The organism is Stenotrophomonas oahuensis, assembly GCF_031834595.1.
GTDB lineage: Bacteria > Pseudomonadota > Gammaproteobacteria > Xanthomonadales > Xanthomonadaceae > Stenotrophomonas > Stenotrophomonas oahuensis.
On record NZ_CP115541.1, the window covers coordinates 3,296,934 to 3,316,581 of the forward strand.

At 66.1% G+C, this 19,648-nt stretch carries 19 protein-coding genes; 14 read left to right on the forward strand and 5 right to left on the reverse strand.

Going from position 1 to position 19,648, the window contains the following annotated elements; all coding sequences use genetic code 11:
* Positions 1–25 precede the first annotated feature (25 nt).
* The gene (locus PDM29_RS14670; protein WP_311190823.1) at positions 26–1,648 is read left to right on the forward strand and encodes an FMN-binding glutamate synthase family protein; all 1,623 of its coding nucleotides are present in this window, start codon (positions 26–28) and stop codon (positions 1,646–1,648) included.
* A gap of 79 nt (positions 1,649–1,727) precedes the next feature.
* Here the strand turns inward: PDM29_RS14670 and PDM29_RS14675 are convergent, their stop codons facing one another.
* Positions 1,728–2,969: a TIGR03862 family flavoprotein gene (locus PDM29_RS14675; protein ID WP_311190824.1), complete on the reverse strand. Its 1,242-nt coding sequence runs from the start codon at positions 2,967–2,969 to the stop codon at positions 1,728–1,730.
* 2 nt (positions 2,970–2,971) lie between these two features.
* On the reverse strand, positions 2,972–3,412 hold the full coding sequence (locus PDM29_RS14680; RefSeq protein WP_311190825.1) for an FKBP-type peptidyl-prolyl cis-trans isomerase: 441 nt from the start codon (positions 3,410–3,412) through the stop codon (positions 2,972–2,974).
* Between the two features lie 63 nt (positions 3,413–3,475).
* Between PDM29_RS14680 and PDM29_RS14685 the strand changes: the two genes are divergently transcribed.
* From PDM29_RS14685 to PDM29_RS14700, 4 genes are all read left to right on the forward strand, one after another.
* Positions 3,476–3,841 (forward strand): DUF6164 family protein, encoded by a 366-nt coding sequence (locus PDM29_RS14685; RefSeq protein WP_311190826.1) that lies wholly within the window; start codon positions 3,476–3,478, stop codon positions 3,839–3,841.
* A gap of 9 nt (positions 3,842–3,850) precedes the next feature.
* Entirely contained in the window at positions 3,851–4,597 is a 747-nt protein-coding gene (locus tag PDM29_RS14690) for a sulfurtransferase (protein WP_311190827.1), read from the forward strand.
* Positions 4,598–4,840: 243 nt separating this feature from the next.
* Positions 4,841–5,833 (forward strand): LLM class flavin-dependent oxidoreductase, encoded by a 993-nt coding sequence (locus tag PDM29_RS14695; protein WP_311190828.1) that lies wholly within the window; start codon positions 4,841–4,843, stop codon positions 5,831–5,833.
* Positions 5,834–5,900: 67 nt separating this feature from the next.
* Complete coding sequence (locus tag PDM29_RS14700; RefSeq protein WP_311190829.1) at positions 5,901–6,401, forward strand: pyridoxamine 5'-phosphate oxidase family protein; 501 nt, start codon at positions 5,901–5,903, stop codon at positions 6,399–6,401.
* 118 nt (positions 6,402–6,519) lie between these two features.
* Here PDM29_RS14700 and PDM29_RS14705 read toward each other — a convergent pair whose 3' ends face one another.
* Together PDM29_RS14705 and PDM29_RS14710 are read right to left on the reverse strand one after the other, a co-directional pair.
* A complete protein-coding gene (locus PDM29_RS14705) occupies positions 6,520–7,173 on the reverse strand; it encodes an exopolysaccharide biosynthesis protein (RefSeq protein WP_311190830.1) in 654 nt (217 codons plus the stop codon).
* A complete protein-coding gene (locus PDM29_RS14710; RefSeq protein ID WP_311190831.1) occupies positions 7,157–8,479 on the reverse strand; it encodes a hemolysin family protein in 1,323 nt (440 codons plus the stop codon). Before PDM29_RS14710 ends, PDM29_RS14705 begins: the two co-directional genes overlap by 17 nt.
* A 276-nt stretch (positions 8,480–8,755) precedes the next feature.
* Between PDM29_RS14710 and PDM29_RS14715 the strand changes: the two genes are divergently transcribed.
* Positions 8,756–9,382, forward strand: a complete 627-nt coding sequence (locus tag PDM29_RS14715) for a DUF47 domain-containing protein (RefSeq protein ID WP_311190832.1) — start codon at positions 8,756–8,758, stop codon at positions 9,380–9,382.
* Between the two features lie 12 nt (positions 9,383–9,394).
* Positions 9,395–10,516 carry an inorganic phosphate transporter gene (locus PDM29_RS14720; protein WP_311190833.1) on the forward strand — a complete coding sequence of 374 codons (1,122 nt, stop codon included), beginning with the start codon at positions 9,395–9,397 and terminating at the stop codon, positions 10,514–10,516.
* Between the two features lie 693 nt (positions 10,517–11,209).
* On the opposite strand, the gene parE is transcribed toward PDM29_RS14720, so the two are convergent.
* Complete coding sequence (parE, locus tag PDM29_RS14725; protein WP_311190834.1) at positions 11,210–13,099, reverse strand: DNA topoisomerase IV subunit B; 1,890 nt, start codon at positions 13,097–13,099, stop codon at positions 11,210–11,212.
* A 164-nt stretch (positions 13,100–13,263) separates the two neighbouring features.
* Between parE and PDM29_RS14730 the strand changes: the two genes are divergently transcribed.
* The 7 genes from PDM29_RS14730 (at position 13,264) to truD (ending at position 19,562) form a co-directional block, all read left to right on the forward strand.
* The gene (locus PDM29_RS14730) at positions 13,264–13,503 is read left to right on the forward strand and encodes a hypothetical protein (RefSeq protein WP_311190835.1); all 240 of its coding nucleotides are present in this window, start codon (positions 13,264–13,266) and stop codon (positions 13,501–13,503) included.
* A 378-nt stretch (positions 13,504–13,881) separates the two neighbouring features.
* Positions 13,882–15,522, forward strand: coding sequence for a CTP synthase (pyrG, locus tag PDM29_RS14735; protein ID WP_311190836.1), 1,641 nt, complete (start codon positions 13,882–13,884; stop codon positions 15,520–15,522).
* Between the two features lie 113 nt (positions 15,523–15,635).
* Positions 15,636–16,922 carry a phosphopyruvate hydratase gene (gene eno / locus PDM29_RS14740; RefSeq protein WP_311190837.1) on the forward strand — a complete coding sequence of 429 codons (1,287 nt, stop codon included), beginning with the start codon at positions 15,636–15,638 and terminating at the stop codon, positions 16,920–16,922.
* Between the two features lie 4 nt (positions 16,923–16,926).
* Complete coding sequence (gene ftsB / locus PDM29_RS14745) at positions 16,927–17,280, forward strand: cell division protein FtsB (RefSeq protein ID WP_311190838.1); 354 nt, start codon at positions 16,927–16,929, stop codon at positions 17,278–17,280.
* Entirely contained in the window at positions 17,277–17,975 is a 699-nt protein-coding gene (gene ispD / locus PDM29_RS14750) for a 2-C-methyl-D-erythritol 4-phosphate cytidylyltransferase (protein WP_311193798.1), read from the forward strand. The genes ftsB and ispD overlap by 4 nt, the downstream gene beginning before the upstream one ends.
* A gap of 49 nt (positions 17,976–18,024) precedes the next feature.
* Positions 18,025–18,522, forward strand: a complete 498-nt coding sequence (gene ispF / locus PDM29_RS14755) for a 2-C-methyl-D-erythritol 2,4-cyclodiphosphate synthase (RefSeq protein ID WP_311190839.1) — start codon at positions 18,025–18,027, stop codon at positions 18,520–18,522.
* The gene (truD, locus tag PDM29_RS14760) at positions 18,519–19,562 is read left to right on the forward strand and encodes a tRNA pseudouridine(13) synthase TruD (protein ID WP_311190840.1); all 1,044 of its coding nucleotides are present in this window, start codon (positions 18,519–18,521) and stop codon (positions 19,560–19,562) included. Before ispF ends, truD begins: the two co-directional genes overlap by 4 nt.
* The last annotated feature ends 86 nt before the right edge of the window (positions 19,563–19,648 follow it).

A 19,648-nucleotide genomic window follows, 5' to 3' on the forward strand; every position in this document is an offset into this window, starting at 1 on the left:
GCCCCGCATGTGATTGAGGAACGCCATGCACCGGTATCTGGTCTACCTGCTCGCCATCCTTCTGCTGCCGATCAGCCTGTGGCTGGCCACCCTGTGGCCGGCCTGGTACTGGGGCGTGGGATTGTCCCTGGCCATGGTGCTGCTGGGTACCTGGGACCTGCTGCAGAAACGCAGCACGCTGCGTCGCAACTATCCGGTCATGGCGCACTTCCGTTATGGGCTGGAGTCGATTGGTCCGGAAATCCGCCAATACTTCGTGCAGAGCGATCTGGAAGACGTGCCATTCTCGCGCCAGCAGCGTGCGCTGATCTACCAGCGGTCCAAGAACCAGATGGACGTGGTGCCGTTCGGCACGCTGCGCAGCACCTACGCGGTGGATTACGAGTGGATCAACCACTCGCTGGCCCCGACCGAGGTGGCCGGGCACGACTTCCGCGTGTTGATCGGGCCGAATTGCGAGAGGCCGTATTCGGCCAGTGTGTTCAACATTTCAGCGATGAGCTTCGGCTCGCTGTCCGCCAATGCAATCCGCGCATTGAACGAAGGCGCACGCCGCGGTGGCTTCTATCACGACACCGGCGAAGGTTCGATCTCGCCTTACCATCGCGAGAATGGCGGCGACCTGGTCTGGGAGATCGGCTCCGGCTACTTCGGTTGCCGAGACGAGCACGGCGGCTTCAGCGAAGAGCGCTTCGTCGCCAACGCCACGCATGATCAGGTCAAGATGATCGAGATCAAGCTCTCGCAGGGCGCGAAGCCAGGTCATGGCGGCGTGTTGCCGGCGGCCAAGGTGAGCGCGGAGATTTCGGCCACGCGCGGTGTGCCGATGGGCATCGACTGCGTGTCACCGTCGAAGCATTCGGCCTTCAACACGCCGGTGGAACTGCTGCAGTTCGTGCAGCGGCTGCGTGAGTTGTCTGGCGGCAAGCCGGTCGGCTTCAAGCTGGCCATCGGCCATCCCTGGGAGTGGTTCGGCATTGCCAAGGCGATGCAGGAAACCCAGTTGCTGCCCGACTTCATCGTGGTGGACGGGGCCGAAGGTGGCACCGGTGCCGCGCCGGCCGAGTTCATCGACCACGTGGGCGTGCCCATGCATGAGGCACTGCTGCTGGTGCACAACACCTTGGTCGGGCTGGACCTGCGCGACCGCATCAAGGTCGGTGCGGCCGGCAAGGTCACCAGTGCCTTTGAGATCGCGCGGACCATCGCGCTGGGGGCGGACTGGTGCAACGCCGGGCGTGGTTTCATGTTCGCGCTGGGCTGCATCCAGTCGCTGAGCTGCCACAGCGACAAGTGCCCGACCGGGATCGCCACCCAGGACCCCAGCCGCTGGCGGCACCTGGACCCGACGGACAAGGCCACCCGCGTGCACAGCTATCACGAGAACACGCTGCGCGCGCTGCGCGACCTGTTGTGTGCAGCCGGCCTGCAGCACCCGGCGGAGCTGGGTCCGGAACACATTCTGCGCCGCGTATCGCCGGTGGAGATTCGCTCGCTGGCCTCGCTTTACCGCTATCTCAGCCCCGGCGAACTGCTGCGGCGGGTGCCCGATCATGCGGTGTTCCATGATTTCTGGGGCGATGCGAGAAGCGATTCGTTCCAGCCGCCGGCGAGGATTCAAGCGTTGCGCGCAAGCAAATCGCGATAAAGCCGCCCGACCAACGGTCGGGCGCTACCGGTGGGGCATGCGACACCGGTAGGTACCGACCGTTGGTCGGTACCGCGCGTCACCGTTCGAGAAACGCCACCACCCCACGCCCAGCCCGCACACCGCTGGCATAACACGCAGTCAACAGATACCCACCCGTAGGCGCTTCCCAATCCAGCATCTCCCCGGCACAGAAGGTGCCGGGCAGGTCGCGCAGCATCAACGCCTCATTTAGCGCCTCCAACCGCACCCCCCCCGCGGTGCTGATCACCTCGTCGATCGGACGCGGGCGCAGCAACGACAGCGGCAGCCGCTTCAACGCCGCCGCCACGGCCTCGGCCGGCAGTTGCCCAGCCTCTTTGCCCAGCACTTCAAACAACAGCGCCGATTTCACCCCGCCCAAGCCCAGCTGGCGACGCAGATGCTCGCCAAAGCTGCGGCCCTGGCGGGGCTTGCGCAGCTTGTCCAAGAGCTGCGCTTCAGTCTGCCCGGGCAGCAGGTCCAGCTGCAGCTGCACCTGCCCATCGCGTTCCAGGGTGTCGCGCAGATCCGCCGCCAGCGCATAGATCAGGCTGCCTTCAATGCCGTTGGCGGTGATCACGCACTCGCCCTGCAGGGAGTGGGCCGTGCCATCCAACCCAGTCCAGTGCGCCACCACCGGTTTGAGTGGCGCGCCGGCTTGGCGCTCGCGGAAATACGCGGTCCAGTCGATGTCAAAGCCGCAGTTGGCCGGCTTCAGCGGGGCGATATCCACGCCGCGCGCCTGCAGCGGGGCCACCCAGGCCCCATCAGAGCCCAGTTCCGGCCAGCTGCCGCCGCCCAGTGCCAGCACCACGGCGTCTGCCGCCACGCTGACCTCACCCTCCGGCGTTTCCAGGCGCAGCGCCCCGTCGGCGGTCCAGCCGGTCCAGCGATGCTGCACATGGAAGCGCACCCCCTGGTCCTTCAAGCGACGCACCCAGCCGCGTAGCAGCGGCGCGGCCTTGCGGTCCACCGGGAACACGCGGCCCGACGTGCCGACGTAGGTTTCCACGCCAAACTGCAACGCCCAGGCCCGCAGTGCCTCGGCATCGAAGTCGGTCAGCCATGTCCCGACCGCGTCCGCGCGTTCACGGTAGCGGCTGACAAACAGCGCCGGCGGGTCGGAATGGGTCAGGTTCAGGCCGCCTTTGCCGGCGATCAGGAACTTGCGCCCGGGCGAGCCCTTGGCTTCATACAGGTCGACGGTGTGGCCAGCGGCGCGCACGATTTCGGCGGCCATCAGGCCGGCCGGGCCGCCGCCGATGATCGCCACGCGGGCAGGGTGCTGCAGTGCGGTCATGTTCAGCGCGGCTTGACGTCAAGCAGTTCCACATCGAACACCAGCGAGGCATTCGGCGGAATCGGGCCGGCACCGTTGGCTCCATAGCCGTACTCGGCCGGAATCATCAGGGTGCGCTTGCCGCCGACCTTCATGCCGGCAAAGCCTTCGTCCCAGCCCTTGATCACGCGGCCCTGGCCCAGCTGGAAGCTGAAGGGTTCGCCGCGATCCAGCGAGCTGTCGAACTTGTCGCCGTGCTTGTCGGCCTTGCGCTCGTCGTAGATCCAGCCGGTGTAGTGCACCGAAATGGTGCTGCCCGGCGTGGCCTCGGCTCCGCTGCCCGGCTGGGTGTCGATCTTCTCGAAGGCGGCCACGGTGCCGCCCGGGGGCGGGCCCGGCGGCGTGCAGCCGGCCAGCAGCGACAACAGCAGGGGAGCAAGCAGGAACTTCGGCAGACGACGCATGGCGGCACCGGGTGTTTACAGGGGACGCAAGGGTAGCGCATCGCCGGGCGCTATCATGGCCCCATGTCGAAACTGCTGCTCAACCTGCGCAATGTCGCAGACGATGAAATCGAAGACGTGACCGCACTGCTGGACCAGGCGGGCATTGCCCATTACCGCACCGAGCCCAGCCCCTGGGGCATCTCCTGGGGCGGCATCTGGATCCGTGACGACGCCGACCAGCCCCGGGCCAAGGAACTGATGGCCGGGTACCAGCAGGCACGGGGTGAACGGGTCCGGGCCGAGCGCCAGGCCGCCCTGCGCGACGGCACTGCCGAGACCTTTGGCAGCCTGCTGCGGGCCCGCCCGGTATTCGTGGTGCTGGTCCTGCTGGGCATGCTGGCCGCCGCCGCGCTGGTGCTGCTGCCGTTCGTGCTGCTGCGCGGCTAAAATGGGCGCATGATCGCCAATACCGCCGCCTACCATTTCACCGACATCACCGATCCGCAGGTGCTGTGCGCCACCCTGCTGGCGCGCGCCGAAGCGGCCGAGCTGCGCGGCACCATCCTCGTGGCGGGGGAGGGCATCAATCTGTTCCTGGCCGGCAGCCAGGCGGGCATCGATGGTTTCTATGCCGCGCTGGCCGAAGACGCCCGCTTCGACGGGATGCGGGTGAAGACCAGCTACAGCCAGATGCAGCCGTTCGCGCGGCTCAAGGCCAAGGTCAAGCCGGAAATCATCAGTTTCCGCATCGACGACGGCCAGCCGTTGGATTTCCCGCGCGCACCCGCGGTAGATCCGGCCACGGTGCAGCGTTGGCTGCGGCAGGGGCATGACGATGCCGGCAAGCCGGTGGTGATGCTCGACACCCGCAATGTGCAGGAAATCGAGTACGGCACCTTCCAGAATGCACTGGTGCTGCCGATCACCAAGTTCACCGACCTGCCTGATGCACTGGCTCCGCACCGCGACGCGCTGCGCGACAGCACCGTGGTCAGCTTCTGCACCGGTGGCATCCGCTGTGAAAAGGCGGCGTTGTGGATGCGCAATGACGGCATGGACAACGTGCTGCAGCTGGACGGCGGCATCCTGGGTTATTTCGAGGAAGTCGGCGGGGAAGGGTACGAGGGGCGTTGTTTCGTGTTCGACGAGCGCGTGGCCCTGGATGCCGAGCTGAAACCGCTGGTGGATCAGCCCGCCGGTTGATCCGCCGGACACGCATGGCGTGTCCCTACAGGTCGCCCGACCCACCAAACCCGGGCGACCCCAAACCCGCACGACCAAGGGTCGTAGTGACACGCCATGCGTGTCAAAGCCATGATCCTGCGCACGTAACCTCGCCGTTGGCCGGCCCAGGCGGTCCCCGCAGGAATCAGCATTCCGCAGACGGCCCTGTACCCGCCCGAAACCGCCCCCATCACAACGGGATACCCCTGATGGAACGGTTTCATGCAACTGTCGATTCTTGATCTGGCCCCGGTCTGCGAGGGCAGCGACACCACGCAGGCGTTCGCCAACATGCTCGACCTGGCCCAGTTCGCCGAAGGGTGGGGCTACCACCGCTACTGGCTGGCCGAACACCACAACATGCCCGGCATCGCCAGCGCCGCCACTGCGGTGCTGATCGGCCACGTCGCCGGCGGCACCAAGCGGATCCGCGTGGGCTCCGGCGGCATCATGCTCCCCAATCATTCCCCGCTGCAGGTGGCCGAGCAATTCGGCACCCTGGTCTCGCTGTACCCGGACCGCATCGACCTGGGCCTGGGCCGCGCGCCCGGCACCGACCAGCCCACCGCGCGCGCCCTGCGCCGCTACTTCGACAGCGCCGACCAGTTCCCGCAGGACGTCCGCGAACTGCTGCATTACTTTGAACCGGCGCAGGCCGGCCAAGCCGTCCGCGCGGTACCCGGGGCCGGCATTCCGGTGCCGGTGTGGCTGCTCGGCTCCAGCCTGTTCGGTGCGCGCCTGGCCGCCGCACTGGGTCTGCCGTATGCGTTCGCCTCGCACTTCGCGCCCGACGCGATGGACCAGGCACTGGCGGTCTATCGCGCCGAGTTCCGTCCGTCGCAGTACCTCACCGCGCCCTATGCGGTACTCGGCTTGAACGTGGTGGCGGCCGAGAGCGAGGCCGAAGCCAAGCGGCTGTTCACCACCCAGCAGCAGAGCTTCGTCAATCTGCGCCGGGGCAAGCCGGGCCTGATTCCGCCGCCGATCGACGATATCGAGGCGTTCTGGGAACCGCACGAAAAGATCGGCGTGCAGAGCGCGCTGGCCTGCGCAGTGGTGGGTGACCAGCGTCAGGTGAGCGAGGGTCTGGCTGCGTTCGTGGCCCGGCACAAGCCCGATGAGCTGATCCTCACCGCCAACATCTACGACCACGCCGCGCGCAAGCGTTCGTTCGGTCTGGCCATGCAGGCATGGCGCGACGCGAAGATCGCGTGACCGGCCGGTCACGCTGTCGTTGACTGCAATCGGGTCTGATCAGGGCTCCCGCAACAGGAGCCCGACCATGAGCCACCACACCCACACCGAGCAGATCAAACAGCTGGCCGAACTGATCCGCGACGTCGACATCGCGATGTTCACCACCACCGGTGTGGATGGACGCCTGTACAGCCGCCCGCTGGGCACCCAGCAGGTGGAGTTCGACGGCGACCTGTGGTTCGCCACTGCCGCTGACAGCCCCAAGGTCGCGGAAATCTCGCTCAACCCGCAGGTCAACGTGGCCTACGCCTCGCCGTCGAAGAACACGTACGTGTCGGTGGCCGGTACCGCGCGCATCGTCGATGATCGCGCCAAGGTTGAAGAACTGTGGTCGCCAGCGATGAAGCTGTTTTTCCCGGGCGGCAAGGATGATCCCAATCTGCGCCTGATTCACGTGCGTGCCGAATCGGCCGAGTATTGGGATGGCCCAGGGACGCTGCTGGGCAAGGCGCTGAGCTTTGTGTTGTCGGCGGTCAGCGATGAGCCGGCGGCGTTGGCAGATACCGGCAAGGTGGATTTGAGGTGAGCCGTGGCACGACCAACGGTCGTGCGCTACCGGGATGCATGGCACGACCAACGGTCGTGCCCTACCGGGGTGCGTGACAGGTGACCGGTAGGTACCGACCGTTGGTCGGTACGCCGTCTCAGAACCACTTCTGCAGCAGGTCCCCGACGTACTGCACCAGCTGCCCGGAACTGAATCCAAAGAACAGCACGGCGGCGATCGCGCCGATCCAGTTGATCGCCATCAACACACCGTCGCGTTCCAGCAGCGCCAGTGAGAACAGCAGCAGCTGGAAGCCGAACAGATAGTTGGTGAACGGGATCGGCAGCGACAGCAGCACGCCGACCAGGATCAGCAGCAGGCCGGTGAAGGCGTGTGCGGGCAGCGGCACCAGCAGGGCAGGGTTGCGCGGCTTGAGCAGCCGGTCCAGACGACGCAGCGCGCCGTCGATCCGGGCCAGAAAGCGATGCATGGTGCCGCGGCGCGGACCGCGGTTGGCAATGAACCCCGGCAGCCAGGGGCGGCGCATGCCGCACAGCATCTGCGCGCCGATCAGCAGCACCAGCGGGCCACTGACCGCGCCACCGATGCCTGGAATCGGAATGAACGCGGGCAGGATGGTCACGAACAGGAACACGCCAAACGCGCTCTGCTGCAGGTTCTGCAGAATCTGGCCGAGCTTGAGGTGCTCGTCCGGGTCGCCGTGGTCAAACATCGCCAGCAGGGTACGGATACCCTCGTTCTGATATTCGGGCCGGCTCTGGTCCGGGGTCGGGTCAGCCGGTGAGTTCATCGGTTTCCTCTTCGGCCAGCGTGCGCAGCAGCAGCTTGTCCACGCGTGCGCCGTCCAGGTCGACGATCTCGATGCGCCATCCGGCCCAGTCGAAGTACTCGCCGGCGTGCGGAATACGGCCGAAGTAATGAATGCACATGCCGGCCAGGGTGTAGTAGTCACCGTCCTCGGCGTCGGGCAGCTCCACATTGCCCATCAGTTCGCGCAGGTCCTCGATCGACAGCGAACCGTCGACCAAGAACGAGCCGTCCTCGCGGGTTACCACCAGCGCGTCCTCGTCGACGTTCTCCACCGACTGCAGGCGGCCGACCACCGCGCCCATCAGGTCGCTGATGGTCACCAGACCCTGGATCTCGCCGTATTCGTCCACCACCAGCGCCATCGACTGCTGTTCTTCACGGAAGATCTCCAGCAGCTTCATCGCGTGCGTGGACTCGGAGACGTACAGCGGTTCGCGCAGCTGCTGGAACAGCGACTGGTCGTCGCGCACCAGGCGGGTGACCAGGCTCTTGACCTCGAGCACGCCGACGATTTCCTGGTCGTTGTCGCGGTACACCGGGTAGCGCGAGAACTCGTGCTCCCGCATGGCGGCCAGGTTCTTCTCGGCGCTGGCCGCGGTGTCCAGCCAGGCGATGCGGTTGCGCGGGGTCATCAGGCTATCGGCCGTGCGGTCGCCCAGGCGCATCACGCGGTTCATCATGTCGCGCTCGTGCGCATCGATCACGCCGGCTTCGTGGCTTTCGGCCACCAGCATGCGGATCTCTTCTTCGGTGACCTGGGCGGCTTCGTCCTTGCCCAGGCCCAGCACGCGCAGCACCATCTGGGTGGTGTGGGACAGCAGCCAGACGAACGGGAAGGCCAGCTTGGCCAGCCAGCTCATCGGCAGCGCGACCAGTCCGGCGATGTCTTCGGAACGGGTCAGGGCCAGTCGTTTCGGCACCAGTTCGCCGAAGATCAGCGTCACAAAGGTGATCAGGGTGACCGCCAGGCCCTTGCCGACCAGCTCGGCATAGCCGAAGCCCGGCATCAGGTCGCGGATCCACACGGCAATGGCTTCACCGATCGCATCGCCACCCAGCAGGCCGGTCAGCACGCCGATCACGGTGATGCCGATCTGCACGGTGGACAGGAAGCTCTCGGGCTTCTCGGACAGTTCCAGCGCCTTGGCTGCGCGCTTGGACGAGGTGGCCATCTGCTTGAGCCGGCTCTTGCGCGAGGTCATGACCGACATCTCGGACATGGCGAAGAAACCGTTGAGCAGGATCAGGGCGAATACAACAAGAATCAGTTCAAACACGGGCGTCATCCCCGGTTGGTGGCAGGGAGGAGGGTGTGTTCAAGCTGGGGCGGCTACCGGAGGGCGCGCGGGCGCGGCGGTGCGGCGGGGGGTAAGGGTCGTCGTCCATAGAGTGCACCCGAGGGTGCCGGTGCATCTTAACAAAAGGCCGGGGGAGGGGTGCAAACAGGGTCGTTCAGACGGGCCGGAGCCGGCGTGAAGATGACGGGAGTACCCGGAATGGACATCAAACCGTCATAATTCCGCCCGGTGCCGTCCTTCCTCGACGGCGAATCAGGTTTCCCCATGTTCTCTCTGCAGACCATTTTCGGCTCCGGCAAGCAGTTCTACACCCTGCTGGACGAGGCCGCACAGGCCGCGCACGACGCTGCCAAAGCCCTTCACTCCATGCTGCGCGCCGCTGACCGGCAGCCGGCCCTGGACGCCTTCAAACTGGCCCGCCTGCGCGAACGCGCGGCCTCGGACAAGATCAGCCAGGCGCTGGTGGACAGCTTCATGACCCCGATCGAGCGCGAGGACATCGAAGCTCTGGGTTCGGCGCTGTACAAGATCCCCAAGCAGATCGAGAAGTTCGCCGACCGCTATTCGCTGGCGACCACCCACCTGGAGCACATCGACTTCGCCCCGCGTGCGGCGATGCTGGAGCAGGCCGCCAGCGTGGTGGTGGAGATGGTGGCCGACCTGCGCCACATGAACCTGGACCGGATGACCGCGCTGAATGAAAAGCTGCGCTCGCTGGAAAACGAAGCCGACCGCCTGATGCTCGAGCTGTACCGCGACATCTATTCCGGTCGCCTGGACAACCTGCAGATGTTCCTGCTCAAGGAATTCTTCGAGATCCTGGAAAAGGCCATCGACCGCTGCCGCGAGGCGGGCGTGGTGGCCTACCAGATCGTGCTCAAGAACAGCTGACGGGCCTCCAGCATGCTGACCCTCGTTCTGGTCGTGATCCTGGCTGCACTCGTCTTCGAGTTCATCAACGGCTTCCACGACACTGCCAACTCCATTGCCACGGTGGTGGCGACCAAGGTGCTGTCGCCCGGCTGGGCGGTGATGCTGGCCGCCTTCATGAACCTCATCGGCGCGCTCACCGGCACGGCGGTGGCGTTGACCATCGCCTCGGGCCTGCTCAACACCAATGTGGTCGACGTGACCCCGCAGGTGATCCTGTGCGCGCTGCTGGGCGGCATCATCTGGAACCTGATCACCTGGTGGAAGGGCCTGCCGTCCTCGTCCTCGCACGCGCTGATCGGCGGTCTGTGCGGTGCCGGTCTGGCCGCAGCCCACAACAACTGGGACGCGCTGATCTGGTCCGAGCGCATCGGCACCTGGGCCCAGAACAAGGGCCTGCTGTGGAAGGTGTTCCTGCCGATGATTACCTCGCCGATCGCGGGCTTCCTGCTCGGTATCGTGGTGATGATGCTGCTGTGGGCGATCATCGCCGGCATGGCCAAGGTCGGCGGCTGGCTGGGTCGTCTGGCCCGTCCGCGCATCGTCAATGCCTTCTTCGGCAAGGCGCAGATCGTCTCGGCGGCCTACATGGGCTTCGCCCACGGCCACAACGACGCGCAGAAGACCATGGGCATCATCGCGATGACCCTGATTGGTGCTGAAGCCACCGGCGCGCTGGACGACCTGCCGACGTGGCTGGCCTTCCTGCACCCGGACGCCAGCGCAGGCGAGGGCATCGCGATGTGGATCGTGCTGACCTGTGCCGTGGTGATGGCGGCCGGTACCGCGTCGGGCGGCTGGAAGATCATCAAGACGCTGGGCCATAAGATGGTCAAGCTGCACCCGATCCACGGCTTCGCGGCCGAAACCAGCTCGGCGACGATCCTGACCCTGGCCGCACACTTCGGCATGCCGGTGTCGACCACGCACAGCATCTCGACCGCGATCATGGGCGTGGGTTACGCCAAGAACCCGCGTTCGCTGCGTTTCGGCGTGATCGAGCGCATCATCTGGGCCTGGATCCTGACCATCCCGGCGGCGGGCGGCTGCGCCTACCTCATCCTCAAGCTGTTCGAGCTGGTTGGCTGGGCGTGATCGGTTGTTGATTCTTGATGCGAAAAATCCGGCTTCGGCCGGGTTTTTTGTTGGCTGCGGGATTGCGTCGGCATTCGACGGTTTACGTTTCGCCGGGCATTGCCCGGCTGCTGTTGCATATGGGCAACAGCCGGTGGTCATCGGTTCCTGTGTTTGGGCGTGCCGGGATGGGTTTGTGGGACACGCCGTGAATCCATCCATGGAGGCTCGTCAAAAACATCCATGTTTTTGACGGTCCCGCAAACCCACCCCGGCACGCCCCAGACAGTTGGCCGGTGGCCATGGAAGATCAAAAGCCGCGCGCGTCCCCGGTGGAATCGGAATGCCCCGGTGGGATCGGTCGACAGGCGATCGCCCTGAATTCCTCAACAATCGGTAACGCATGACCCCAGATCAACGTTGCCGTTGATGTGGCATTTCCCATGGCCACCGACCCACTGTCTATGGCGGGTCGGGATGGGCTGGAGGGGGCATGAGCCGCATGGATGCGGCGACTGAGCTTACAAGGACGTACTTGCAGCGTCCCCCGGAACGCCCGTCCCGATCCGCCAACCCAGAGAAACCGATGACCACCGGCTGTTCTCCAAAAACCAGCAGCAGCCGGGCAGCGCCCGGCGAAACGTAAACCGTCGAGTGCCGACAATCCGGCAGCCAAGAAAAAACCCCGCCGAAGCGGGGCTTTTCGCGAAGAGCTTAGACCTCCAGCGAGGCCAGGTCGCCCTTGTTTTCCAGCCATTGCTTGCGGTCGCCCGCGCGCTTCTTGGCCAGCAGCATGTCCATCAGGGCGCTGGTCTGCTCGTCGTCGTCCACGGTCAGCTGCACCAGGCGGCGCGTGTCCGGGTGGATGGTCGATTCGCGCAGCTGCTCCGGGTTCATTTCGCCCAGACCCTTGAAGCGGGTCACGCTGACCTGGCCCTTGATCTTCTCGCGCTCGATCTTGTCCAGCAGCGAACGCTTTTCTTCTTCGTCCAGTGCGTAGAACACCTGCTTGCCCACGTCCACGCGGAACAGCGGCGGCATCGCCACGAACACGTGGCCGGCCGCGACCAGCGCCGGGAAGTGCTTCAGGAACAGCGCCGTCAGCAGCGTTGCAATGTGCAGGCCGTCCGAGTCCGCGTCGGCCAGGATCACCACCTTGCCGTAACGCAGCCCGCTGATGTCGTCCTTGCCCGGATCGCAGCCGATCGCAATCGCCAGGTTGTGCACTTCTTCCGAAGCCAGCACGCTGCCCGAGGCCACTTCCCAGGTGTTCAGGATCTTGCCGCGCAGCGGCATGATCGCCTGGAAGTCCTTGTCGCGCGCCTGCTTGGCACTGCCGCCGGCCGAGTCACCTTCCACCAGGAACAGCTCGGTGCGCGAAAGATCCTGGCTGATGCAGTCCGCCAGCTTGCCCGGCAGGGCAGGGCCCTGGGTCACCTTCTTGCGCACCACCAGCTTTTCGGTCTTCAGGCGCGCGCTCGCGCGCTCGATCGCCAGCTGCGCGATCTGCTCGCCCAGCGCCACGTTCTGGTTCAGCAGCAGGCTGAAAGCGTCATGTGCGGCACCTTCCACGAAGCCTGCCGCCTGGCGCGACGACAGTCGCTCCTTGGTCTGGCCGCTGAACTGCGGGTCGGTCATCTTCAGCGACAGCACGAACGAGACCCGGTCCCACACGTCTTCCGGGGCCAGCTTCACGCCACGCGGCAGCAGGTTGCGGAAATCGCAGAACTCGCGCAGCGCCTCGGTCAGGCCGGTGCGCAGGCCGTTGGCGTGGGTGCCGTGCTGCGCGGTCGGAATCAGGTTGACGTAGCTTTCCTGCACCAGTTCGCCGTCCGGCAGCCAGGCCACCGCCCAGTCGACCACTTCGGTGTCCTTCTTCAGCGAACCCACGAACAGGTTCGCCGGCAGCATCTCGCGTTCGCCCAGTTCCACCTTCAGGTAGTCACTCAGGCCGTCCTCGAAGTACCAGCTGTCCTGCTCGCCGGTGGCTTCGTCGAGCAGCTTCACGGTCAGGCCCGGGCACAGCACCGCCTTGGCGCGCAGCAGGTGGCGCAGCGCCCGCAGGTTGTACTTGGGGGTGTCGAAGTACTTCGGGTCGGCCCAGAAGCGCACGCGGGTACCGGTGTTCTTCTTGCCCACGCTGCCGACCACTTCCAGCGGGGTGGCGCGGTCGCCATTGCGGAAGGTGATGCGGTGCTCACTGCCTTCGCGCTTGATGTGCACTTCCACCAGGGTCGACAGCGCGTTCACCACGCTGACGCCCACGCCGTGCAGGCCGCCGGAGAAGGTGTAGTTCTTGTTGCTGAACTTGCCGCCCGCGTGCAGGCGGGTGAGGATCAGTTCCACGCCCGGGATCTTTTCTTCCGGGTGGATGTCCACCGGCATGCCGCGGCCGTCGTCGCTGACCTCGCAGCTGCCATCCTTGTACAGGGTGACTTCGATCGTGTGGGCGTGCCCGGCCAGGGCTTCGTCGACGGCGTTGTCGATCACTTCCTGCGCCAGATGGTTCGGGCGCGCAGTGTCGGTGTACATGCCGGGACGGCGCTTGACCGGGTCCAGGCCGGACAGGACTTCAATATCGGCGGCGTTATAACGGGCGTTCATCTGTCTTCATAAAGCGCAATGCGACGGCGAAGTGTGCGGTCTGGACAGGTTTTTTGCACGCCATACGTTCAGGGGGCGGCCGAAATCGACGCGATACACTGTGCGCGGTGGAATTCCGGGTGTTCCGGAAGGCCCCAACCCAAGCTCATACCGCGAGGAGACCCATGAAGAAGTTGCTGACCATCGCTGCCATTGCCGCCGCCGTCGTGGCCGTGCCGCTGGCACTGGCCCAGAACGCCGGACAGGGCCAGCCCGCACCGCAGCAGGGCGAGCAGGCCGACCGGGCGCAGGCGGAAGCCGACGCCAAGGCCAAGCGCCGCGCCGCGGCCACCGCTGAAATGAAGGCCAAGGGCCAGCAGGCCCCGCAGCAGGAAGAAGAAGAGGAAGCGCGCAAGAAGAAGTAAGCGCGCCGCCCCGTTGTCACCGAGCCCCGGCCCCTGGCCGGGGCTCTTTTTTGTGTGAAGGCCACACGCCCCCCTTGGGCTGAGGGCCTTCAATCTGTAAACTATGGCTTTCCGGGAGTAGTGTGTGTCCTCGATCAGCGAATCGGCTGGGTCGGCCCTGCGCGGCCGCCAGTCAGGCAGCCAGGAGGTGACGGTCTGTATGACCGGCACGGCAGCCCCGACCTCGCTGCGGACATGCCCTCCGGTGCCGGCCTCGCGCCAGCGCACCATCTCCCTCGCTTCCTCGGCGAACCGGAAAACCCCTTTCCTGCCCACCACCCGTCTTCCGGGATGGGGTGGTGTGGCCGTTTTCCATTTCCAGACAGGATGCTTGCAGCCATGACTCCCTTGATTTTCGTAACCGGCGGCGTGGTGTCCTCGCTCGGCAAAGGCATTGCCGCCGCGTCACTGGCCTCCATTCTTGAAGCGCGTGGCCTGAAGGTCACGATGATGAAGCTCGACCCGTACATCAACGTCGACCCGGGCACCATGAGCCCGTTCCAGCACGGCGAGGTGTATGTCACCGACGACGGTGCCGAAACCGACCTCGACCTGGGCCACTACGAGCGCTTCGTGCGCACCCGTCTGAGCCGCAAGAACTCGGTCACCACCGGCCGCATCTACGAGAACGTCATCCGCAAGGAACGTCGCGGCGATTACCTGGGTGCCACCGTGCAGGTCATTCCGCACATCACCGATGAAATCCGTCGCTGCATGGACGAGGCCACCGAAGGCTTCGACGTGGCCCTGGTTGAAATCGGCGGCACCGTCGGCGACATCGAGTCGCTGCCGTTCCTGGAAGCCATCCGCCAGGTGCGCACCGAGCGTGGCCCGGAAAAGGCCCTGTTCATGCACCTCACCCTGGTGCCGTACATCGCCGCCGCCGGTGAGCTGAAGACCAAGCCGACCCAGCACTCGGTCAAGGAACTGCGCTCGATCGGCATCCAGCCGGATGTCCTGTTGTGCCGCTCGGAACAGCCGGTGCCGGATTCGGAGCGCCGCAAGATCGCCCAGTTCACCAACGTCTCCGAACGCGCCGTCATCAGCGTGCCGGACGTCGACGTGCTCTATCGCATTCCGTTCGGCCTGCACGAGCAGGGCCTGGATGAGATCGTCATCAACCAGCTCAAGCTGGGCGACAAGGCCGGCCCTGCCGACCTGCACGAATGGCAGGCCGCGCTGGATGCCACCCTGAACCCCCAGGACGAAGTCACCATCGCAGTGGTCGGCAAGTACGTCGACCATCAGGACGCCTACAAGTCGGTCGGCGAGGCGCTCAAGCACGGTGGCCTGCGCCAGCGCACCAAGGTCAACCTGAAGTGGCTGGAAGCGCAGGACCTGGAAGGCACCGACATGGCGGCGCTGCAGGACGTGGACGGCATCCTGGTGCCGGGTGGCTTCGGCGACCGTGGCTTTGAAGGCAAGGTGCTGACCTCGAAGTACGCCCGCGAACAGCAGGTGCCGTATTTCGGCATCTGCTACGGCATGCAGGCCGCCGTGGTCGACTACGCCCGCCACGTGGCCGGGCTGGAAGGGGCCAACAGCACCGAGAACGACCGCCAGTCGCCGAACCCGGTGATCGGCCTGATCACCGAATGGCGCACCGCCACCGGCGACGTTGAAAAGCGCGACGACAAGAGCGACCTCGGCGGCACTATGCGCCTGGGCCTGCAGGAGCAGCGCCTGAAGCCGGGCACGCTGGCCCGCGAGCTGTACGGCAAGGACGTGGTCGCCGAGCGCCACCGCCACCGCTATGAGTTCAACAACCGCTACCGCACCCAGCTGGAAGACGCCGGGCTGGTCATTGCCGGCAAGTCGATGGACGACACCCTGGTGGAAGTGGTCGAACTGGCGCGCGACCAGCACCCGTGGTTCCTGGCCTGCCAGGCCCACCCGGAGTTCCTGTCCACCCCGCGCGACGGCCACCCGCTGTTCATCGGTTTCATCAGCGCTGCCCGCCAGCGCAAAGCCGCGCGCTGAAGCGCTGCCACGCCGTGCGTGGCTTCGCGCGCGCGGCTGGGTAATAATCACGCGGACGTTTCACGCGCCACCGCAGGTGGCGCTCTCCCTTTCTGACTGGAATTTGGCCCGCCATGACCGCGATCCGCAGCATCCATGCCCGTGAAATCCTCGACAGCCGTGGCAATCCCACGCTGGAAGCCGAAGTCACCCTGGAGGACGGTTCGTTCGGCCGCGCCGCCGTGCCGTCGGGTGCCTCGACCGGCACCAAGGAAGCCGTGGAGCTGCGTGATGGCGACAAGACCCGCTACCTGGGCAAGGGCGTGCGCAATGCCGTCGGCAACGTCAACACCACCATTGCCGCCGCACTGAAGGGCTTTGATGCCGCCGACCAGGAAGGCCTGGACCGCCGCCTGATCGACCTCGACGGCACCGAGAACAAGGGCCGCCTGGGCGCGAATGCGCTGCTCGGGGTCTCGATGGCCAACGCCCATGCGGTGGCCGCGTCGAAGAAGCAGGCGCTGTGGCAGTACCTGGCCCAGGGCCGCGATGTGACCCTGCCGGTGCCGATGATGAACATCATCAACGGCGGCGCGCATGCCGACAACAACGTCGACTTCCAGGAATTCATGGTGCTGCCGGTCGGCTTCACCTCGTTCTCCGAAGCGCTGCGCGCCGGCACCGAAATCTTCCATTCGCTGAAGTCAGTGCTGAAGGGCCACGGCCTGAGCACCGCGGTGGGCGACGAGGGCGGTTTCGCCCCGGACTTCCGCAGCAACGTCGAAGCCCTGGATACCATCCTGGAAGCGATCGGCAAGGCCGGTTACACCGCCGGTGAAGACGTGCTGCTGGGCCTGGACGTGGCCTCCAGCGAGTTCTACGAGAACGGCAAGTACAACCTGGTCGGCGAGAACAAGCGCCTGACCTCCGAGCAGTTCGTCGACTTCCTCGCCGACTGGGCCGCGCAGTACCCGATCATCACCATCGAAGACGGCCTGGCCGAGAACGACTGGGCCGGCTGGAAGCTGCTCACCGACCGCATCGGCAACAAGGTGCAGCTGGTCGGCGACGACCTGTTCGTGACCAACCCGAAGATCTTCAAGGAAGGCATCGAGTCGGGCACCGCCAACGCCATCCTGATCAAGGTCAACCAGATCGGCACCCTGACCGAGACTCTGGAAGCGATCGCCATGGCCCACAACGCCAACTACGCGGCCGTCGTCTCGCACCGTTCGGGTGAAACCGAAGACACCACCATTGCCGACATCGCCGTGGCCACCACCGCCACCCAGATCAAGACCGGCTCGCTGTGCCGCAGCGATCGCGTGGCCAAGTACAACCAGCTGCTGCGTATCGAGGAAGCTCTCGGTGCCGGCGCGCGTTACGCCGGGCGTGACGCGTTCGTCTCGCTGAAGCGCTGATCCCATGCGCGACTGGCGCTGGCTGCTGCTGGTGCTTGCGGTACTGCTGGCATGGCTGCAGTACCGCTTCTGGTTCGGCCCGGGCAATTCGGGTGAAGTGATGGTGCTCGAGGCCCAGGTTGAAAGCCAGAAACGCGACAACGAAGGCCTGCAGCAGCGCAATGACGCGCTCGCTGCCGAGGTCAAGGACCTCAAGGAAGGCGAGGCCGCCATTGAAGAGCGCGCGCGCAGCGAGCTCGGCATGATCCGGCCCGGCGAGAAGTTCTACCGCGTGGTCGAGAACGCGCCCGTTGCCGCGCCGCATGCGCCGGCCGTGGTCCATGCCGACACCAGCGGCACCGCACCGGAGGTGCCCTGATGGGCGGCATCTGGGCGGTGGTGCCGGCCGCCGGTCGTGGCACCCGTTTTGGCGGGGCCACACCCAAGCAGTATCTGGTCGCGGGCGACCGCGTGCTGCTGGCGCATACCCTGGAAGCGCTGCTGTCGCATCCGGCAGTAGCCGGGGCGATGGTGGTCATTGCCGAGAACGACGCGGACTGGCCCGGCTGGTCCGCGCTGGCGGACAAGCCGATCCTGACCTGTACGGGCGGTGCCACCCGTGCCGAATCGGTGCTGGCCGGGCTGCAGGCGCTGCCGGAGGACGTGCGCGCGGATGAGTTCGTGCTGGTGCACGACGCTGCACGCCCCAATCTGGCCGCAGCCGACCTCGGCCGGCTGCTGGAAGTGGGGCGCAATGATCCGGTCGGCGCGATTCTCGCGGCACCGGTGCGCGACACCCTCAAGCGCGCGGGCGACGATGGCGGCATCGACGGAACCGAGCCGCGTGCGCGCCTGTGGCGCGCGCTGACCCCGCAGTTGTTCCGCCGGCACCAGCTTGCGCGCGCGCTGCAGGAGGCCGCCGCCGCCGGGGTGGAGATCACCGACGAGGCGATGGCGATGGAGCGGCAGGGGCTGCGTCCGTTGCTGGTGGAAGGCAACGAAGACAACTTCAAGGTCACCACGCCGTCGGATCTGTCCCGTTTTGAGTTCGAGTTGTCGCGACGCGGATCGTGATTTTGTATTGCCAAGCCGGGCAAGCCCGGCTCTACGTTAGGTTTAGATCATGAATACGCCTGCATTTCCCCCGGTCCGTATCGGCCAGGGTTACGACGTCCACGCCTTTGGCGAGGGCGACCACATCATGCTCGGCGGCGTGCGCGTGCCGCACAGCCAGGGCGTGCTGGCGCACAGCGACGGCGATGTGATTCTGCACGCGCTGTGCGATGCCATGCTCGGCGCGCTGGCGCTGGGTGACATCGGCCAGCACTTCCCGCCGTCGGACATGCGCTGGAAGGATGCCGACAGCAGCCAGTTCCTGCAGCACTGCAACAGCCTGCTGCGCGACCGCGGCTGGCAGGTCGGCAATGCCGACATCACCGTGATCTGCGAGCGGCCCAAGGTCGGCCCGCATGCGCTGGCCATGCGCGAGCGCATCGCCGGGTTGCTCGGCAATGCGCTGGACGCGATCAGCGTCAAGGCCACCACCTCCGAAAAGCTGGGCTTCACCGGTCGCAGCGAAGGCATCGCCGCCCAGGCCGTCGTGCTGCTGGTGGCGCTGTGATTCCGTTGCCGTTGGCGTTTGGCGCGCCGCTGCTCACTGCGAAGATCCGCACCGTCCCCGAAGATTTCCAGGTCGATGAACTGCCGGCGTTCGAGCCGAGCGGCGAGGGCGAGCATCTGCTGCTGACCGTGTGCAAGCGCGGGGCCAACACCGTGCATGTAGCCAAGCAGATCGCGCGCTGGGCGGGCCTGCCGGAGATGGGCGTCAGCTATGCCGGCATGAAGGACCGCCACGCGGTGACGACACAGCGCTTCAGCGTGCACCTGCCCAAGCGGGTGGCACCGGATCCGGCGCTGCTCAACGATGCCGAGATCGAGGTGCTGGAATCGACCTGGCACAACCGCAAGCTGCAGCGCGGCGCGCTGGCCGGCAACCGTTTCAAGCTGGTGCTGCGTGACATACAGGGCGATGCCGGTCTGATCGACGCGCGTCTGGCGCAGATTGCCGTGCGCGGGCTGCCGAACTGGTTCGGTGAGCAGCGTTTCGGCCGCGACGGCGGCAACGTGCCCGCTGCGTTGGCGATGTTCCAGGGCCGGCGCATGCGCAAGGACCAGCGTTCATTGCTGTTGTCGGCTGCACGTTCGGCGCTGTTCAACCAGGTGTTGGCGGCGCGGGTGGAGCAGGGCAACTGGGACAGCGCGCTGGACGGCGAGGTCTGGATGCTGGACGGCAGTCGCAGCGTATTCGGCCCGGAAGCGTGGAGTGACGCGCTGGCCGAGCGCCTCGCGCGTTTCGATATCCACCCCAGCGGCCCGTTGTGGGGCGAGGGTGAGCTGCGCAGCACGGGCGATGCCGCCGCGCTGGAGCTGGGCGCGATCAGCGACGAGCAGTCGCTGCAGCTACGCGCCGGGCTGGAAGATGCGCGCCTGAAGCAGGAGCGGCGTGCGCTGCGCCTGCGCCCGGCGTTGATGCAGCACCAGTGGCTGCAGCCGGATGTGCTGGAACTGTCGTTCGCACTGCCGCCGGGGTGTTATGCCACTGCGGTGCTGCACGAGCTGGGCCCGGTGCAGGACGTAGGCGGCGTTACCTCGGGCGATTGAACACCGCGCGGACGCGCATGGCGCGTCCCTACAGGTCGCGCGACCAAGGGTCGTAGTGACGCGCCATGCGCGTCAACGCCATCCGT